The sequence below is a fragment of the Drancourtella massiliensis genome (assembly GCF_016900655.1).
GTDB classification, from domain to species: Bacteria; Bacillota; Clostridia; order Lachnospirales; family Lachnospiraceae; genus Sellimonas; species Sellimonas catena.
The window spans coordinates 1-223 of sequence record NZ_JACJKH010000155.1 but is presented as its reverse complement, the minus strand read 5'-3'; the positions used below and the strand labels follow the sequence as shown (position 1 = coordinate 223).

The following is a 223-nucleotide window of genomic DNA, read 5'->3' as shown; positions in this document are numbered from 1 at the left end:
ACTTTGATCTGCCACGGCGTTTTTTGTTCCTGGAATAGATCTCTTTGATATTCAGCTGTTCACCACAGTATGAATACTTGATGCGGCTGCTTTTCTTGATCATAGCAATCACATCCATCCCCTTTGAATGGATGGCTGTGATCTGTGCCGGGTTGGAAAACCAGGAATCAAAAAGGACATAATCAGCCTTTAGTCCTGCACTGAGAGCAGTATCCAACAAGGC

1 pseudogene is annotated in these 223 nt (G+C 44.4%); it reads right to left on the bottom strand.

From position 1 onward, the window contains the following. A pseudogene (locus tag H6A32_RS16175) lies at positions 1-223 on the bottom strand (IS4 family transposase); the annotation flags it as partial.